Here is a 15,193-nt window from a genome sequence, read left to right on the forward strand (position 1 = left end):
CTCGCACTCCCCTCCCCGACCACGGCCGCCGCTCCGTTTCACGATACGGGGTCACTTCAGCCTGTCGTCATTGTCGGCAAGTCGAACGCCGTAGCCAGGTCCTGGACCATCCAGCGAGAAGGCGACGGAGAACCGGCCTGCGGCGGGTTGGCGATTTGCCGATTGATGATGCTGATAGGCGGCCGGGGCTACGAAGGCCGCGTTATCCGGCAACTCTAAAGTGGCGGTTCGCACAATCTTTATGCTGCGCACGCTACGGCAGGCCCTGCCCCAGCGCGCAACCCCAAAGGGTTCTCCTCTGCGCTTCGCTCCGTTGCGACCGCTGACGCGGTGCACTTGGCAGTTCCAGCCGAATTCGAGCTTCGCGACTGCACACAACCACTTTGGAGGATCTACCTCATGAAAACGCTCGTAACCTTCTGCCAGAAGACCGGCCGCCGTCTTCGTCGGTACATCAACCGGCAAATCGCCAAGCTGTCCCATAAGGGCGGCCAGCTTAAAATCTCCGTCGCCTTCTTGCTTCCGTTCCTCGCCAAGGTCGAGGTCAGCTATCAGGTGCAGTTCGACGAAATGGCCGACAACGACAACAAGCCGAAGTGACCGACGGCGCCGCGCCCTGCCAAGCAGGGCGCGGCTTCCTGCCGGCTGAAGTGCGCAGCGAAGACGAGCAGGACGGCGATTGACGATGACATGAAGGGTTCGGCTTGACTCTTTTGTTCTTATTTTGTTCACTGTGGCATGCGCACGAAAGAGAGGTGCCCAATGTACAAGGAAACTCCCCTGACAGTGGCTGAGGAAGTCGCACTGCAGCATGCGGCCGAAAAGCTGATTGCACTCCACGGCGGCGACATGCTGAAAGCTCTCAAGGCCGCGATGCTCCACAACGGCTATCTCGAAGGCCAGATCGAACAGATCGCCGAAGCAGTTCCGGGGCTCATCAATATCCACTACGACGGCCCCATGGCTTCGAACTAGGCAGCCTGATGCATGCCGAGAAATTATCCGACCAGGATGACGATCTGGAGCGCGACGTCGACGCCGTCATCGTCTCCTGTGACGGCGACGCGAGAGCCGCGGTTCGCGCACTGATCGTGCAGGTCGCCTACCTGGAGCGCGAGATTCAATATTTTCGGGGTCGCGGTCTCCTCAGGCTTCAGCCGGCAGTGGCATCACAAGAGATGGGAGATCGAAACTGATGCCGGGTCGGAGGATGGGTGAGCTCTCTTACTCAGCGATCGACCGCGCCTACCCATATCAGGTGGCACTGCCAGACGACATTTGCTGCATGCACAACCTGACCTTGATCATGGAATTTTGCAAGACACGCGGTCTCAACCATCTGACGCGACTCGACACGGCAGTCTGGCCGAACGGCAAGCAGGAGCACTATCGCCTCCACTGCTTTGCCGATCTTGCATCCGCGGAGCCCTTCAAGGATCATTTCGGCGGGGTGATGTTCGATCCGAAGCGCGATCGCGAGAATGGTCGGGCACGAGGTGCATGGCACCGGAAGGATGAATACAAGAGGATTCTGGAAAGCGGCCCATTAAGAGTGCCGGAAATCTTACGGGAATAGATCATGTGCGGTCGTTACACTCGATATCTGTCCTGGTCCGAAATTAGCCGGCTTACCGGCTCACCACGGACTGGGAGCGGCAGCGCAACGACGCGCCGGCCTACAACATCGCGCCCACAGAGGAAGTTGTTTTCGTTACCGCCAGTGAGGACGGCAACCACAAACTGCGCGAGGGCCGATGGTGGCTCGTGCCCTGGTGGGCGAAGGAGATGCCGAAGGGCTCAATGTTCAACGCACGTTCGGAGACGGCCGACACATCCGGCGCCTTCAAGGATGCATTCAAATCGAAACGCTGTTTGATCCCGGCGGATGGCTTCTACGAATGGACGCAGAGCCCTGCCGACAAAGGGCGTGACCCCTGGTACATCTTTCTGCCAGATCACCGGCCATTCTCGTTCGCCGGACTGTGGGCCCACAAATGATAAACTCGGCATCACCAGCTGCACGATTCTGACCGCCCCAGCCCAAGATCCGATGGTCAGTTTGCACGACCGGCAGCCGGTGATCCTCGCTCCCGAGGTCTATGATGCATGGCTTGATCCAAGGACGCCGGGCGGCGAGGCCAAAGCTCTGCTTTCGCACGATCTTGACGACCAACTTCAATTCTATCGCGTCGACCGCCAGGTGAATTCGAGCAAGAACAAAGGCGGCGACGAGATGATCACGCCAATCGACATGCGAACCGCGTATGGGATCTGACAGATGAGCGACGATCCTTCATCACAACCGGTGCCGGCGTCGCGCGCGACAGGGATCTACGAACACTATTGCGAGCATCCGGGATGCACGAAGTGGGGCGGCTGGGGCTTTGCGCGCGGGAAACAGACGATTTGGTTTTGCCGGGAACGAAGACGGGGAAAGCTGAGGCCGGCTCAATATGAACGATAGGATCAACGGAAGCGTAGGGGTGGTTTTCACCGCTAGGCAAGGCCGCCGATAAAGCCGCTCAGCTCGTCGAGCCGCACCATCGAGAGCCGCACTCCGCCGTGACAGCCGCGCGCCCTGCAGACGGTTTCGCGCTCCAGCTCGTCGATGTAGAGAAATTCACGCTCCGGCGACGTGCAGACGATCGCCCGCGTGAGATAGTGGACGTGGCCGCATTTTTTGCAGCGCGCTTCCAGCTTTTGATTGTCGGCGAGGTCGCCGATGCGAATGTTTCGCTTCCAGCTTTTCACCAGAAATCCTCCGCTGAAGGAATGCGGGTATAGCTGATCTTGCCGCCTACGTGGCCGCCGGCGGGCGGCCGCCACTGGCCGAGACTGACGACCGTGCCGGCATAGCGCGTATTCAGATTGTCGATCGCCTTGCTGGCGTTTTCCCAACGCCGTCGCTGGCAATCGTCATTGAGCAGCAAATCGAGCTGGCGTTCATGTGATGGCGACAAGTCGTAGAGCGTGACGCCAATCCGAAAAATCGTCAGGCCGCGCGGGTGGTCCTTCCGTACCTGGTCCCACAGTTCCGAAAGCGCCGACAGCATGGCCTGATCGTCGTTGACGACCGGCAAATGGCGCTTTCCCATCCAAGACCCGTCTCGGATCGACAGCCAGAGCCACAAGCCCCCCGCATAGAAGTTTTCTCGCCTCAGCCGACGCGCCGCCTTGATCAGCAGCAGGCGCGAGATTTCGCGCGCGCCGCGGATCGTCCGCGACTCCGGCGGCAGCACGCGGCCATGTCCGAACATGCCACGGTTCGAGGCGGGTGCTTGGATGTCATAACCGTGCAGCGCGTACCAAAGGCGCTCTCCGGTAACATTGCCCCAAAGCTTGCGCATATGCTTTGCCTGGATATTGTAAAGCTGTTCCGTCGTGAAGATGCCGGCGCGATAGAGCCGCTTTGCCATGTTGCCGCCGACACCTGGAATGTCCTCCATAGTGACGGCGAGCAGCGCAGCCGGAAGGTCTTCCGGCCGCCAGATCGTTAGCCCGTCACCATATCGGCCGCCACCGCGCTTGCCAGCCTTGCAGGCAATTTTCGCGAGCTGCCGGTTGGCCGCAAACCCGATCGTGCAAGTGATCCATGGTCCGACATTTTCGGCAATCGTCGCTTTGATCTTCGCCGCCAGGGCGAGAGGGTCAGATCGGCCCGCCTCGTCGAGGCGGCACGTCAACTCATCGATCGACTTCGCCGTGTCGATCGGAATGACCGTTTCAATTTCCGATAAGAGCGCATTATGTGCCCGGCGATACAAATCCGGCTTCTGCGGAACTAGAACGAGATCCGGGCAAAGCCGCTTCGCCTCGTTGATCGGCATGACATTCTTAACGCCATACGCTTTCGCTTCGCGGCTGCATGCGATCACAGCCGTTCTGTCCGTTCCCTCGAAGGGAACGACACCGACCGGCCGACCGCGCAGACATCGGTCGCACTGCTGTTCGACCGACGCGAAAAAGCCATCGAAATCCAAATAGAGCCGTTCGATGGTTTCCGGCTTGCGCATGGCTGCTCCTGTTGCATGAACAAAAGCAGAACACCCGCTGCCGGTTCCCCGTCAAGAGGAATTTTTTCTTATGCGCAATTTGTCTGGCGCGCTCCTGCAGCATCCATGAATCGCAGCCCGCGATCAGTCAGGCCGAGAGACGTGCGGCTCCCCGCCGTCAAAACGGGATGCTGGACCACCGCAAGCTTATGATCGAGCAAAATCCGGACACGGCGCCACGGCAAATCGAGTTCTTCGCCGCACGCGATTAACTCCATGTCAGCCAGGGCATTGCGCCGTTGATCATCCGTCATCATAGGCGGCGCTGCATGCCAGTCTATCGAGCTCATTTAGTTCTCCAGACCTGATTTTTCAGCCGATTTCCTACCTGAGATATTCCGCGCCGGACAGCAATAGTGGGGCGAAAATCCGACGCTTGGTGCCCGAAACGAAATGCCTCTCGACCCCTCGTCGACCCCCTGAAGGGCGGTCAAAGGATAGTCATGACCCGGAGACCTGGCCATACGCGCGGGAAATGACAGCTTTGCGCCCGATTTCGGCCGTTCAGGTCGTCGTGAACGTCATCCAAAAGCTGCCTTTAAGGATTTGCAGGATTGGCGGTAGGCTCGTCGACCAGCTCAGCCCCCGCACCCTCACCACGGGGGATATCACGCAGCCCGCCCACTTGTTTGCTTTCGTGCAACGCGCCGACGCCAAAGGTCAGTAGTCACTCCGCTCGGCCTCGAGGACGCGGCGCGACCTTCGCCAGTCGATGCCGTCGCGGCCGCGTACGAGCGACATGCGTTTCGATCATTGCTCTGGAGTAATTGAGTCCATCTGCAGATTCCACAAGCATCGCCGGCTTCGACGCACTATCATGCAATAAACGCCTGAGTGCCGAGGGGGTGGCGGTGCCGATCGACTATAAGATCACCAAGATCATCATCAAGTGCTGGCGCGGGATCGACGCCCTGGAGCTGGACCTGCGGCCGGGGTTTCCGAATGTGCTGATAGGCGCCAACAATGCCGGAAAGACGGCGGTGTTGGACGCTATCGCGCTGGTGCTGAACTTGCCGGCGTTCGGAGGGCAATGGTCGCCGGACGTCTCGGACTTCTACTGCGACCAGAAGGGCAACCGCAGCGGCGAATTCCTGTTGCAGGTACTCTTCGATGCGACCGCCGAGACCGGCTACCCCGCCGTTAGAGGCGTCGGAACGCCGATATCCGTGCGGGGAGTCCAGGTCAAAGGGACGCTGAAGGACGGCAAGACGAAGCACCAGCGCACACTGCTCGACGAGAAGCTGCAGTCCATTCTCATCGCCCCTCGGACCGCCCTGGGCGCAGACGACAAGGCCAAGTGGAAGGATCATGGCGTAAACTGGATGCAGTACTACGCCAGGCTCGACGAGATCTCGGAGCACGCCCCCGAAGTGTGGCTGTTCCGGCCCCAAGAAATCGAGGCTTCGCTGTACGTCTGGAAGCGCGGGCCGATCGCGCGCTTGAGCCGGCTGCTCGCCCAGCGGTTCCTGACGGAGAATTGGAGCATCGACCGCGAGGACGGCAAGAAGTCCCCGATGCCGGACACGCTGTACCGCGCCCATGAGTTCTTCCAGAAGGCCGTCGAGATGTTCCCTTTCTGGCGCGAGGACATGAAGCCCAAGCTGGAGGATGCCATCGCACGTTATGTCGGGTCGCAGGCAAAGGTAGACCTACGTCCGGACGTTCAGTTATTCGAGGAGTGGATAGCGCAGCAATTGGCCATCTCGCTAGCCACCGATCCGGCAGGCGTCGTGACGCCGCTGAGCAGCATGGGTGAAGGCTGGCAGAGCATCGTGCGCCTGGCGGCGCTGGAGGCCTTGTCCCAGTACAAGTCCGAGATGAAGGAGCGCGTGATCGTCCTGCTCGAGGAGCCGGAGACCCATCTGCATCCGCACCTGCGCCGCAAGCTTCGAAAGGTTCTGGCAGAGTTGGCGAAGGCCGGCTGGATCGTGATGTATTCGACCCATTCCCCGGAGATGATCTCGTTCAATTCCGACCAAATCATCACCAGGCTAGTGCGTTCGGGGGGCAAGCTGACGGTCAACACCGTCCATACCGACAAGATCGCTGCGCCGGCCAAGCTGCAATCGAAGCTCGACGAGCGCGGCGCTCACGACTTCCTGTTCAGCGCCGGCACGGTCTTCGTCGAGGGCCGCGACGACGGTTTCGCCTGTCGCTACACCTTCGACGGAACCGGCGTCGATTTGGATGGTCGGTCGATCAGCATCACCCAGTGCAATGCCGTGAGCGTCATTCCCGCGTTCGCCGCCATCGCCAAGGACCTCGGCATCCGTTGGTGCGCCCTGACAGACGAGGACAAACTGCCTGCTGGTGGGATAAACCCCAAGACGGAGAGCGAGCGGAAGAAGATCGAGGCCTTGAGGACCAACAACGATATCCAGGTGCAGTGGCCGGGCAAGCTAGAGGCATGTCTGGGCATCGCCGCACCGGACAAGGCGGTGCCGGAAACAACGGAGCCGCTGATCGCGCATGCGGACTGGCGGACCAATCACCCCGACTACCATTCGACGGCCGCGGCCATCGCGGCTTGGATCGACCCGGCGCTGAAGATATAGGCGCCCGACGGCGAAGGGAGCCGAAACTCCAGTGGCGCCGGCTACAAGCTCTAGAAGTTGATAACTTTTTGGACGCGTTCGTAATGGCAACTCTCCGGCGAGTTGCGGAGGGTTGCCCGCAACTCATGGCGCTGGCAATGTGCCGCCGGGGAATACTGGGGGCGTGATGAAATATCATCTCGATCGTCGGCTGAGCTTGCTGACAGAGCCCGAGCACAAGGGGCTCTATAGCTGGGCAATCAATGAGGTCGACGATCAGGGCCAAGTAGTGGGGCGCGATCAGATTCCGTGGGTCTGGACGCTATACTTCACTGCGACCGAGATCACCATGAACGACCGGCTGACCGTCAAGGAGGCAAGGTCGGGCGAGGAAGACAAGCTCGATCAGAAGGCCGAGATCAGCCAGACGCGGGCCATACGCGCCGTCCTGCGCCCGGGCGACACGCGATCCGACGCGGACCGGTTCCAGCGTACGACGTATCGGATGTTCGGCACCGACCGCGTGCTCGATCGATTCCATCTCGATATCCAGGCCCTGCAGACCGAAGAGGAGACCGAGGTCTGCCAGGCTTGGGGCATGGTGTCCTATACGTCCGACGCCGATTTCCGGCGCGATATCGAGCCCGATTACGTCAGCTTCACGCTGATGGTGAAGCCGTCCACGTTCGAGATGTACGCGCGTCGGATCGCCGAAGGCACCGCCGATGAAGTGATCTTTGGCGTGGGGATGGTATCAGGGTTCTACTCAGAATGGTCGCCGGAGGTGCACACGCGCGACGTCAAGATCCTGGTGCCCGGGAACGATCAGAAGGTCGATCTGCCGATAGGGATCGAGTTTGAGGTACCGCGCCTAGGTCGCATCGGCGAAGCGAACCTCTACATCAACGCCAAGCGGGTGCTGTCCAAACCCACGACGAACGAGGACGACGGCGACGAACCGCAGACCACGCCGCTGGTCCGGCCGGAAGTGGTGGTGCCTCAGGCCGGCATCGATCCACAGACCGTCAAGCTGCTGCAGTCGCTCAAGGGTTCGACGCGCTGGATCATCGGCCTGCTGATCGTGCTCGTAATCGCAACCCTTCTGAAGAGGTGACGAGTTGGCCGACCGCGTCGTCTCCTTCGAGCCTATCAATGGCGGCATGGATGTCGATCGCGGCATTCGTCTGCTGATCCACACCGTCCAATCGGGTTACTGGTTGGAGGCCAAGCTGACGGAGAAGGCGATCGATCTTGCGCGCGAGGAAGATCCCGACTTCAGTCCGCCGACCGAGCCGATCGTGCTCGCGGACTACGATGCGGAAAATCGTATCCTGTTCACTTATCCGCGGACGCTCTACTTCGGGCGCCACTTCCTCGAGCAGAAGTATGGGCACCTCGGAACCATCATCATCGAAGGCGTCGATCCACTTGACCCACTCTACCTGCCCGGGACCGAGCTCTATTTCGAGGATTTCCCGACAGGCATCATCAAGGCGCCGCTGGCTGGGTTCGGTCTGACCCACGACATGCGTTTCATTGTCGATGCTGTCGAACGCCTAGGCTATCGTGAGATCGCGCTTACGATCTCGAACGAAGTGATCTCGAGCCAAGGCGTACTCTTCTTGCCCTACAAGACCTTCGACCTCATGCGGCGTGCGATCAATCGAACGCACAACGCGGCGCTTGCCGTGGCGAACCGCGCGAAAGTCGAGTACGTGCAGGCAACTTTGAATGTGCTGCTCGACGAGTTCTACGAGCTCCCGGTCGGTCCACCGCGGCGCACACTCGACGAAATCCTCGTCGAAAAGCTTATCGGTCGTAAGCGCTCTGCCAAGGCCGAGACAGTGACCGCGGTGAAGACCGTGCGGAAGTCGATGAGGTCGATGGCCCAGGCCGAACCCGCCGACCTGATGGACCTGCATCGAGAGATCGAGCTGGTCACGCTGGAAGAACTCATCGAGCGAATCGCCAAGAAGATCGAGCAGGCGACTCTGACTGAGAACCATTGGCAGGAATTCCTGACAGCGAACGCCTTCGTCCTGCAGCTCGCGTTCAATCTGCCCGCGTTGATGTTCGACGAGCAGGTGGCCGTGGGCGGCACGCGTTTCGACGGCGGCGGTGGCAAGGTTGTGGACTATCTGCTGCGCGTCGGCGGCATGGGCAATCTGGCGATCGTGGAGATCAAGAAGCCGGCGACGAAGCTCCTTGAGACCCGCCAGTATCGCCAAGGCCTGCATGCGCCGACGGCGGAGCTTTCGGGAGCCATTAGTCAGGTGCTGGACCAGCGCTATCGACTACAGCAGGAGATCAACAACAAGAAGATGGCGTCGAGGGTGTTTGACATCTACGCATATGCGGTGCCCGGCATCGTGATCGCCGGCGTAGCGCCCACTGATCCGGACCAGCAGAAGTCGTTCGAACTTTTCCGGAACAACCTGCGGGACGTGACGGTGATCACGTTCGACGAGCTGCTTTCTCGGCTCCGTGCGCTGCATGAATTCCTGAAGAGTCCGCCGAAGCCGGAACCGGGTCCAGCTCCTTCCGAGGACCTGCCTTGCTAGCGGCTCGCATCGCGCGTCTGCTCGCGTCGATCGTTTCCTCTCGGCCAATGGTGGCGGAAGGAGAGCTACAATTGGGACTTTCACTGTATGACCCGCGGCACAGGATCGAAGGACTTGGAATTCGGGCAAAAAGGTAAGCCCGAAGCGTGCATTAAGCCTCGGCAGATACCTCAGCCTGAGGTGTCGCGATAGGGTAAGAGAAGGAGCTTCAAGTCAATGAAGTCCTTGAGTGCTAGCTGATACTGGACTTTTGCGGCGAAATCTAAGGCATCCTTGCTGAAGTAGGACGTCGTCAACGTCATCGCGGCGGTGACCCGCTCATGCTGAGCGACCCCATACAGTGAGCGGACAACACCGACATCAACCGGGTTATCAGGAGCGTATCGCTTGCACTCGACGATGTATAGGAACGATCCAAACCCGTCTGCCTTTGCCAGGTAGAGGTCCTTGCCGCCGTCGCGCGTCTGCGGCGTGATGGTGACCTTGTAGCCCTGGCGCCGGAAGAGCTCGGCCGAGAGCTCCTCAAACTCGCGCGGTGTCAGCGCATGGACGAGATTTGGGTCTTTCCCGACCGCCTTTAAGAGAGCTTCGCTGACGAAGCGCACGTCGGAGATGATGGTCTTCTCTTCGTGACTGCCTTTAGAAAGGGGGTAGCCGCGAGAATCTACCAACCCCGGCGCCGCCAATGGGTTCAGTAGGTCAGCAAGCGAATCGAGGCTTCGAACTCGGCCTGTCTGCCATTGATCAGCAAGGATGGTGGCGAGTTGGGGCAGGCCCTGTGAGGCGGCCCAGAGCTTTGCGAGCGCTTCGCGCGACAGGGGCTGTCCGAGCCGTGCCTCGAATAGCCGGCTCATATCATCGAAGTTGAGCGGCGTGATATAAATAGATCGCCCGATGTCGAGCGGCGTGGTCGTCGTGAGGATCGTCGAGAAACGCCAAGGGCCTGATCCGAGACGGTTAATCCCCTCCAGTAGGTCGTGCTTTCCCATATGCTCGGCCTCATCGATGATGAGGAGGTTGCGACCTTTGGAAGCCCCGAAACGTTCGGCGATCGTATCGACTGCGTCGACGAGCAGCAACGATGGGTTGCCTATGAAGAACTCCACGGCACCGTCGAACATCGATGGATGCTCGTGCTGGAACGCCTTCAGAAGCGCGGTCTTACCAGTTCCAGGGAGGCCGATAAGTTCAACAATCGAGTCGTCGTCTCGTAAAGCGGCGAGAAGATTCTCCAACACGGGCGCATTCCGAACGTACCCGGGCGACAGAGGCTGTTTCCATTGTTCCTGCAAAGCGAGTGTCATTTGGTTTGACGTTACACCATCGGTCCAGCGCAAGATCAACCAAAGCCTGCAGGACGCCGCAGACTTCGAAGGTCTGTCTCCGAAACAAGCGACCTACTCGTTCGAGATTGCCAAGTCTACTCGGGGTCAGATCACTTCGATAGGCCCGAGCCGCAATGAACCGAGCCTGGCCGATGGGTTAGGGGCCGTCCTCCTTGATACGCCAATCGGCATCCAAAGGTCCCATCATTATTCTGGTGGGGTCATTTCCAGCCGCCTTCAGTTCAGCGTCAGTGACCAGAAATTTCCCAAATTTCCCATCTGGACCCGACAATGAGGTCACAATCCCATCGGTCAACAATATCTGAGACGGATCTGTTGAAGTCTGCCTCCCGATGAATTGAGCGAGCCGTTTGTTATCATGGTTCGCCTCAAGATATGGGTGATAGAAGTGGGGGATGTGTGCCTGCACTATCACTGCCCTCAGTGGCTCATTCCAGAAATAGGTTACCCTGGCTGCTCGGTCGTCCAATACTGTCTGATCATAGAACATCCTTGCAACTACCTCCGAGAACTGCTGCGGGTGCAGAATTTCGTTGGCGAGGAATTCGTAAGTGGAATGCATGAACTCCCGGTGCAGGCCGCCATCGAAGACACAAACAACACCCAGGTTTCCAGACCGCAACGCCACACCAAGTACGGCCGGATTGTCCGAGAAGTCGAAAGCCTCGAAACGATCGTCGCTCGTGTCGATCCGAAACCTGTAAAGGGAGAACGGATTGCCGTAGAGTGCCGGGTCGGGAGGGTCGTGTAGGAAGCAGCTCCTCACAGATTTCCCCGTCGCGAAGGCCCTCTGCATCATTCCAAGGAACAGCGTGCCTGGCACCAAGTCAGCAGGAAGAATACTGTCAGGTTGAGCAAGGTCACGGGTCCTATAGTCGGTAGTAGAACGGCTCAGGCCCATAAGGAGCCACATGATCTTCCCAAGCCATGTTGCGAGGGCGTCATCGCTGACATCGCTTACTGCTGTGAACGGGTCAGCCGACGTCAACAACGGCGCCAGCTTTGTCTCCAAAGCGTGGTAGGTCGTTCCATTGCACCGTTTGCACAGTCGGATCTTCGCCGATTTGTAGTGCTTACCGGTGTAGTTGGGCACGTTGAGCTTGCGCGTCCATAGGCTGTGGTGGTGCTGCAGCCACTTTGGAAAGATGTGCTCCTCGTCAGAAGGGAAGCGCGCAAACGACCGTCCGCAGGTCGCGCAGTTCGTCTTGATGCCCTTTGGTGTCAGGACATCCTTTATCATGCGCAGCGACATGGAAATCCGATTTCGTGCTTAGAGCAGGTTCGTCAACGTGGTCATCTCATTACCTGTAACACGGTCTAAGAACACGCCTTCATCCAGGCGCGTGAATAGGGCCGCGCGCACGGCAAACCTATTCGAATCCCAAGGTTCGAATACCTGCATCTCCCCACCAGCAAGCATGGTGCTCGTGAAAGGCCGTACTTCCAGCTGATCTATGGTCAGATGAGTTTGCGTCTCAGAGTGCAGGTAGAAATGGGTGGCGTCGCGCAGCGAAGCCTTAGTGTGCACACGAGCGGCCAGTTCTCCGAACTGATGCGGCATGACGGTCGCGCCTTCTAGTCCGAACGGACCTTTGTCGCCGTTGATCATTTGCAGTCCACCATCGTTTACAAAAGCGAGGCCAAGCTTGCCGGCGCGCATGGCGATCGACTGGCCGACGACGTCTGTTGAGAGATCAAAACCGTCGTCCTCAGAGCCGTCGATTCGGTACGAATAAATGGTAAAAGGGAACTTGCCGTGCAGGGCACTGAATCGAGTGAGTTTACGAGCGCTCTGAAGAAGGAGCTGACAATGGGCCAACTCACCGATGAAATCAGCCGTCATGATGTTGCCCAGCGATGGATCCTTCCGATCCAGAAGAAGGGCAGTTTCCTTGACCAAAATGCCAACCAGAATCTTGGCCATCCAACGAGCGACGGCGAGCCGGCCTGCGTTTGATACTATGCGGCCTCTTTCGATGATCGACTGGACCTCGGTCTCGATCCGGGAAAGGAAGCCGGTGTTGCAGTCCGAGCAACAGGGAACCGTCAGACTGCGATAGGGAATGAAGGTTCCGTTGAGTAGCGTAAGCCGCTCGTCATGTAGTCGAAACTTAGTCTGGAGCCATTTGGGAAACACGTGTTCGCCGATACCTGTTGTCGGCTGACCTCCGCAGGTGAAACACCGTCTTGCGCGAATGCTATCGCCATCTATTGCGCGTTCGACCATTGCCATGACGTACCCGCTGTGTGGGCCGAAATCCTTTTCCGTCATTCAGCTTCAATCCTTGGGCCGCGGCACGTGAAGGTGGCGGGATCCTAGAGCTTGACGTCCGATCCGCTTCCTACGGAGGCGACCATAGCCCAACCATATCGAACGGATTTGTCGAATATCACAGATGACCTTTCAGGGCGCGAAGGATTGCCACTCCTCGTTCAATTTTTCTTCGGTCAACAGGAACCCCGCTGGCGCAGCCGAGGTTCTTTCGCCTGATGGAGAAAGGGGGCGCTGCCCCTCTCCCCTGCAAGGAGAAAATCGGTCTCCCCGTCCTTCCTCCGCGCGGGCCCGGCCCGCGCTTCGTGCAGGATCGACGCGGATCCGCTTAGGCGGATCATGCGTCGCCCCTTCGGCTTCGCCTCGGGCGGGTGATCCCCCTCCGATTTGTCTCCTTGCCCCCTCTCCCCCGCTGTTCCGCACAAGCTCGGGAGCAGGAGCGGGGCTCCTGCCCCTTCGGGCAGGAAACCGCTTCGCGGGAAAAGGGAAATCAGGAGAAATCATCATGACCGAGACCATCACCATTCCATTGAACAAGCTGGACGCGGACCCGAAGAACGTTCGCAAGACATAAAGCGCCGAAGGCGTCGAGGCATTGGCCGCAAGCATTCGCACGGACGGCTACCGTCTGTTGCAAAATCTTGTTGTCCGGAAGGGCGAGAAGAAGGGCCGCTACTTCGTGACTGCTGGCGGTCGCCGCCGTGCTGCGCTGCTTCTGCTGGCCGAGGCTGGCGAGATCGCGAAGGATTTTCCCCTTGAATGCAAGGAGCGCTCCGGCGAGGACGCTACGGGAATCAGCCTTTCCGAAAATGTCATGCGGGAGGACATGCACCCGGTCGATCAGTACGAGGCCTTCAGCGTCCTTGCCCAAGAGGGCAAGGCAATCGCTGATATCGCCGCTCGTTTCGGGACAACCGAAACCATCGTGCGCAAGCGGCTGGCTTTGGCGCGCGTGTCGCCGGTGCTGTTGCAGATGTTCCGCGACGAGGACATGAGTTTTGCGCAGTTGTCGGCCTTCACCGTCAGCGACGATCACCAGCGGCAGGTTGAGGTATGGAGTGCCCTGCTCTCTTGGAACCGTGATGCGTTTTCCATCCGGCGCGCGCTCACTGAGGAATTGGTTGCCGCGACAGACAAGCGTGTCCAGTTCATAGGCGGGCTGGCCGCCTATGAAGCGGCGGGAGGTGCGGTCAAGCGCGACCTGTTCGATGAACGCAACGCCGGTTATGTCACCGATACGCTGCTGCTGGAAAAGCTGGTGGCCGAAAAGCTTGAGGCGGCGGCCGGGACGGTGCGTGCCGAAGGCTGGAAATGGGTTGAATGCCGCACTTCCATGCCGGAAGGACTTCACAGCATGGAGCGCCACTATCCGGAGGACGTGAGCCTTTCCGAGGAAGATCAGGCAGTGCTCGATGCCGCGCAGGCAGAATATGACGAGCTTGCCGAACTGATCGAGAGCGGTGCTGCCGACCGCGAGGCCGAGGCTAAGCTTGAGGAAGTCGAAAAGCGGATTGTCGCCCTGACCGCCCGCACGGAAGCGTATAGCCCCGAGGCACTGGCGAGCGGCGGCGCTTTCGTTATGCTCGACTATTACGGCAGGCTTTCCATCGAGCGCGGTTTTGTGAAGCCGGACGATGCCGAGGTAACGGACGAGGACGAGGCCGACGAGGGCTTGCCGAGTATCGCAGGCGAAGCAAAGCCCGCAATTCCGACCGTTACGCATTCGGCGGCTCTGATAGAGGACCTGACGGCCCACAAAACCGCAGCGCTGCGCATTGAACTGGCGAACAATCCTGACGTTGCCCTTGTCGCCGTGGTGCATGCCCTGCTGTTGCAAGTGGCTTATCCATACAATTCGGAGCAAAGCGCCCTTCAACTGTCGATCACCCATGAGCGGTTAAAGCCTTCGATGAAGGACGCCGAAAGCTGCAAGGGCCTTGCGGCGTTCAATGACCTGTCCGAAAACTACGGCCATCACCTGCCGGGCAATCCCGCCGAGCTGTTCGATTGGCTGCAAGAGAAGCCGCAGGACACGCTGCTTACCCTGCTGGCCTTTGGTGCCGCTCATTCGGTTAACGCGGTGGAGAAGAAGCACCGCAAGAATGGCATTGAGCAGGCCAACCAGCTAGGTCGAGCACTCAATATCGACATGTCCGAGTGGTTCGAGACGACCGGCGACAGCTATTTCAAGCACGTCAACCGGACCACCATCGAGCTTGCGGTGGCCGAAGCTAAGGGCCGGGAGGCGGGGCTTTCCGTCAAGGCAGCGGCCAAAAAGACCGAAGCTGTCATGGTCGCCGAGCGACTCGTTGCCGGTAGCGGCTGGATACCCGCCCCTGTGCGGATCGCTGCCGACGACGACGCGAGGTCCGTCGAGCACGAAACGGACATCGAGGATAACGAGCAGTTTCCCGAAGCGGCTGAATAG

The 15,193-nt window shown here is 59.4% G+C and carries 16 protein-coding genes and 1 pseudogene; 11 read left to right on the plus strand and 6 right to left on the minus strand.

Going from position 1 to position 15,193, the window contains the following annotated elements; all coding sequences use genetic code 11:
- From EOA78_RS36625 to EOA78_RS37810, 7 genes are all read left to right on the plus strand, one after another.
- Positions 1-219, plus strand: a 219-nt coding sequence (locus EOA78_RS36625; RefSeq protein ID WP_206533538.1) for a hypothetical protein, incomplete at its 5' end; no start/stop codon positions are given.
- 180 nt (positions 220-399) lie between these two features.
- Positions 400-600, plus strand: a complete 201-nt coding sequence (locus EOA78_RS31490; protein ID WP_127319193.1) for a hypothetical protein — start codon at positions 400-402, stop codon at positions 598-600.
- Between the two features lie 162 nt (positions 601-762).
- Positions 763-975: a hypothetical protein gene (locus tag EOA78_RS31495; protein WP_095483070.1), complete on the plus strand. Its 213-nt coding sequence runs from the start codon at positions 763-765 to the stop codon at positions 973-975.
- An 8-nt stretch (positions 976-983) separates the two neighbouring features.
- Positions 984-1,196, plus strand: coding sequence for a hypothetical protein (locus EOA78_RS31500; protein WP_127319195.1), 213 nt, complete (start codon positions 984-986; stop codon positions 1,194-1,196).
- The gene (locus tag EOA78_RS31505) at positions 1,196-1,576 is read left to right on the plus strand and encodes a hypothetical protein (protein WP_127319197.1); all 381 of its coding nucleotides are present in this window, start codon (positions 1,196-1,198) and stop codon (positions 1,574-1,576) included. The genes EOA78_RS31500 and EOA78_RS31505 overlap by 1 nt, the downstream gene beginning before the upstream one ends.
- Positions 1,577-1,683: 107 nt before the next feature.
- Positions 1,684-1,998: an SOS response-associated peptidase family protein gene (locus EOA78_RS37805; RefSeq protein WP_281034086.1), complete on the plus strand. Its 315-nt coding sequence runs from the start codon at positions 1,684-1,686 to the stop codon at positions 1,996-1,998.
- Positions 1,999-2,050: 52 nt separating this feature from the next.
- Positions 2,051-2,275 carry an SOS response-associated peptidase family protein gene (locus EOA78_RS37810; RefSeq protein ID WP_281034085.1) on the plus strand — a complete coding sequence of 75 codons (225 nt, stop codon included), beginning with the start codon at positions 2,051-2,053 and terminating at the stop codon, positions 2,273-2,275.
- A 221-nt stretch (positions 2,276-2,496) separates the two neighbouring features.
- Here EOA78_RS37810 and EOA78_RS31520 read toward each other — a convergent pair whose 3' ends face one another.
- The 3 genes from EOA78_RS31520 to EOA78_RS31530 form a co-directional block, all read right to left on the minus strand.
- Complete coding sequence (locus tag EOA78_RS31520) at positions 2,497-2,751, minus strand: hypothetical protein (RefSeq protein ID WP_127319201.1); 255 nt, start codon at positions 2,749-2,751, stop codon at positions 2,497-2,499.
- Entirely contained in the window at positions 2,748-4,013 is a 1,266-nt protein-coding gene (locus EOA78_RS31525; protein ID WP_127319203.1) for a type VI secretion protein ImpB, read from the minus strand. The genes EOA78_RS31520 and EOA78_RS31525 overlap by 4 nt, the downstream gene beginning before the upstream one ends.
- Before the next feature lie 68 nt (positions 4,014-4,081).
- A complete protein-coding gene (locus tag EOA78_RS31530) occupies positions 4,082-4,342 on the minus strand; it encodes a hypothetical protein (RefSeq protein WP_127319205.1) in 261 nt (86 codons plus the stop codon).
- A gap of 555 nt (positions 4,343-4,897) precedes the next feature.
- Here EOA78_RS31530 and EOA78_RS31535 point away from each other — a divergent pair.
- The 3 genes from EOA78_RS31535 to EOA78_RS31545 all read left to right on the plus strand — a co-directional run bounded on the left by EOA78_RS31535 (position 4,898) and on the right by EOA78_RS31545 (position 9,147).
- On the plus strand, positions 4,898-6,607 hold the full coding sequence (locus EOA78_RS31535) for an AAA family ATPase (protein WP_164784016.1): 1,710 nt from the start codon (positions 4,898-4,900) through the stop codon (positions 6,605-6,607).
- Between the two features lie 328 nt (positions 6,608-6,935).
- Entirely contained in the window at positions 6,936-7,700 is a 765-nt protein-coding gene (locus EOA78_RS31540; protein WP_127319209.1) for a hypothetical protein, read from the plus strand.
- A 4-nt stretch (positions 7,701-7,704) separates the two neighbouring features.
- Positions 7,705-9,147 (plus strand): Shedu anti-phage system protein SduA domain-containing protein, encoded by a 1,443-nt coding sequence (locus tag EOA78_RS31545; RefSeq protein WP_127319211.1) that lies wholly within the window; start codon positions 7,705-7,707, stop codon positions 9,145-9,147.
- Positions 9,148-9,317: 170 nt separating this feature from the next.
- On the opposite strand, the gene EOA78_RS31550 is transcribed toward EOA78_RS31545, so the two are convergent.
- The 3 genes from EOA78_RS31550 to EOA78_RS31560 all read right to left on the minus strand — a co-directional run bounded on the left by EOA78_RS31550 (position 9,318) and on the right by EOA78_RS31560 (position 12,765).
- Positions 9,318-10,385: a restriction endonuclease gene (locus EOA78_RS31550; RefSeq protein ID WP_164784017.1), complete on the minus strand. Its 1,068-nt coding sequence runs from the start codon at positions 10,383-10,385 to the stop codon at positions 9,318-9,320.
- A gap of 244 nt (positions 10,386-10,629) precedes the next feature.
- Positions 10,630-11,745 (minus strand): hypothetical protein, encoded by a 1,116-nt coding sequence (locus EOA78_RS31555; RefSeq protein WP_127319215.1) that lies wholly within the window; start codon positions 11,743-11,745, stop codon positions 10,630-10,632.
- Between the two features lie 18 nt (positions 11,746-11,763).
- Positions 11,764-12,765: a hypothetical protein gene (locus EOA78_RS31560; protein WP_127319217.1), complete on the minus strand. Its 1,002-nt coding sequence runs from the start codon at positions 12,763-12,765 to the stop codon at positions 11,764-11,766.
- A 592-nt stretch (positions 12,766-13,357) separates the two neighbouring features.
- Here EOA78_RS31560 and EOA78_RS31565 point away from each other — a divergent pair.
- Positions 13,358-15,193, plus strand: a pseudogene (locus EOA78_RS31565) (ParB N-terminal domain-containing protein); the annotation flags it as partial.

The organism is Mesorhizobium sp. M5C.F.Cr.IN.023.01.1.1, from assembly GCF_003997585.1.
Lineage (GTDB): Bacteria > Pseudomonadota > Alphaproteobacteria > Rhizobiales > Rhizobiaceae > Mesorhizobium > Mesorhizobium wenxiniae.

Coding starts and splice junctions, on each gene's coding strand:
- EOA78_RS31490 (WP_127319193.1), top strand. CDS start 400: ATGAAAACGCTCGTAACCTTCTGCCAGAAGACCGGCCGCCGTCTTCGT.
- EOA78_RS31495 (WP_095483070.1), top strand. CDS start 763: ATGTACAAGGAAACTCCCCTGACAGTGGCTGAGGAAGTCGCACTGCAG.
- EOA78_RS31500 (WP_127319195.1), top strand. CDS start 984: ATGCATGCCGAGAAATTATCCGACCAGGATGACGATCTGGAGCGCGAC.
- EOA78_RS31505 (WP_127319197.1), top strand. CDS start 1,196: ATGCCGGGTCGGAGGATGGGTGAGCTCTCTTACTCAGCGATCGACCGC.
- EOA78_RS37810 (WP_281034085.1), top strand. CDS start 2,051: ATGGTCAGTTTGCACGACCGGCAGCCGGTGATCCTCGCTCCCGAGGTC.
- EOA78_RS31525 (WP_127319203.1), bottom strand. CDS start 4,013: ATGCGCAAGCCGGAAACCATCGAACGGCTCTATTTGGATTTCGATGGC.
- EOA78_RS31530 (WP_127319205.1), bottom strand. CDS start 4,342: ATGAGCTCGATAGACTGGCATGCAGCGCCGCCTATGATGACGGATGAT.
- EOA78_RS31540 (WP_127319209.1), top strand. CDS start 6,936: ATGAACGACCGGCTGACCGTCAAGGAGGCAAGGTCGGGCGAGGAAGAC.
- EOA78_RS31555 (WP_127319215.1), bottom strand. CDS start 11,745: ATGTCGCTGCGCATGATAAAGGATGTCCTGACACCAAAGGGCATCAAG.
- EOA78_RS31560 (WP_127319217.1), bottom strand. CDS start 12,765: ATGACGGAAAAGGATTTCGGCCCACACAGCGGGTACGTCATGGCAATG.